Genomic DNA, 439 nt, shown 5'->3' with positions numbered 1-439 from the left:
CGACCGTCTCAGGGCCGCGCTGATCGAGCGGCTAATGTGCGACTTCTCGGTGGATGTAGGACAGGCTTGCCGTGCGCATGCGCGGCGTTCGGACGAGTTTCTGGAGTCGCTCGACAGGCTCCGAACGCTCGAAGCCGATGGATTGATCGAGCTTGATGGGGAGGTCCTGAGCATCCCCGAGGGTGCCCGAACGTTCGTCCGGAGCGTAGCCGCAGCATTCGATGCATACCTGGGCACCTCGGGGCGAACCCACAGCCGCACGGTGTGAACCCAAGGGACGAGCGTTCCCTGCCCGCAAATCGTCCTCGGCAGTGCTGCTATGGGTGCCTCAAGCAGCAGTTAGAGATCCGTTGATCTCGTCCGCTTTCTCTTGAAGGCTCGACTGGACGGCATCGACCCGCGCTGGCGTCATGTGGGTCCATCCTGCCATATGGAAGCG

Annotated in this window: 1 pseudogene; it reads left to right on the top strand. The window is 62.6% G+C overall.

The features are described 5' to 3' along the window. Positions 1-268: pseudogene (locus CVH10_RS26645) on the top strand (coproporphyrinogen III oxidase); the annotation flags it as partial. Positions 269-439: the final 171 nt, after the last annotated feature.

It is taken from the genome of Halomonas sp. ND22Bw (assembly GCF_003011945.1).
GTDB lineage: Bacteria > Pseudomonadota > Gammaproteobacteria > Pseudomonadales > Halomonadaceae > Halomonas > Halomonas halophila.
The sequence above is the reverse complement of the archived record's forward strand: the minus strand, read 5'-3'. Positions and strand labels throughout refer to the sequence as shown.